The 325-nt window shown below is 66.8% G+C and carries 1 protein-coding gene; it reads left to right on the plus strand.

Annotated features, from left to right (window positions below; translation table 11 throughout):
• On the plus strand, positions 1-325 hold a 325-nt coding region (locus tag SB717_RS34595; protein ID WP_410907380.1), incomplete at both ends, for a hypothetical protein.

Genomic DNA, 325 nt, shown 5'->3' on the forward strand with positions numbered 1-325 from the left:
CTGGGCACCTACGCCGGACAGATGAGCGACGTGGGCATGTACGACTGGGACGGCCAGCTCGGAGTCACGGCCGATGACATCGCGAGCTGGTTCGAGATCGAGAAACAGCTGAGCGACGGCGGCGGCCTCCCCGACCCCTCGGTCGTCACGGCGAACTGGGCGCTCCCGCCCGACCAGCAGCCGTTCACGCTGGGCCAGGCGGCGATCACGTTCGGGTACAGCAACCTGATGAGTTCCTACGCTGTCGCCGGTGATGAGGTCACGATGATGCTCCCGCCGACGTCGACCGACATCAGCGGTGTCGCGCTGCTGCCATCCGCGTTCT

The sequence above is a fragment of the Priestia sp. SIMBA_032 genome, from assembly GCF_046535215.1.
GTDB classification, from domain to species: domain Bacteria; phylum Bacillota; class Bacilli; order Bacillales; family Bacillaceae_H; genus Priestia; species Priestia aryabhattai.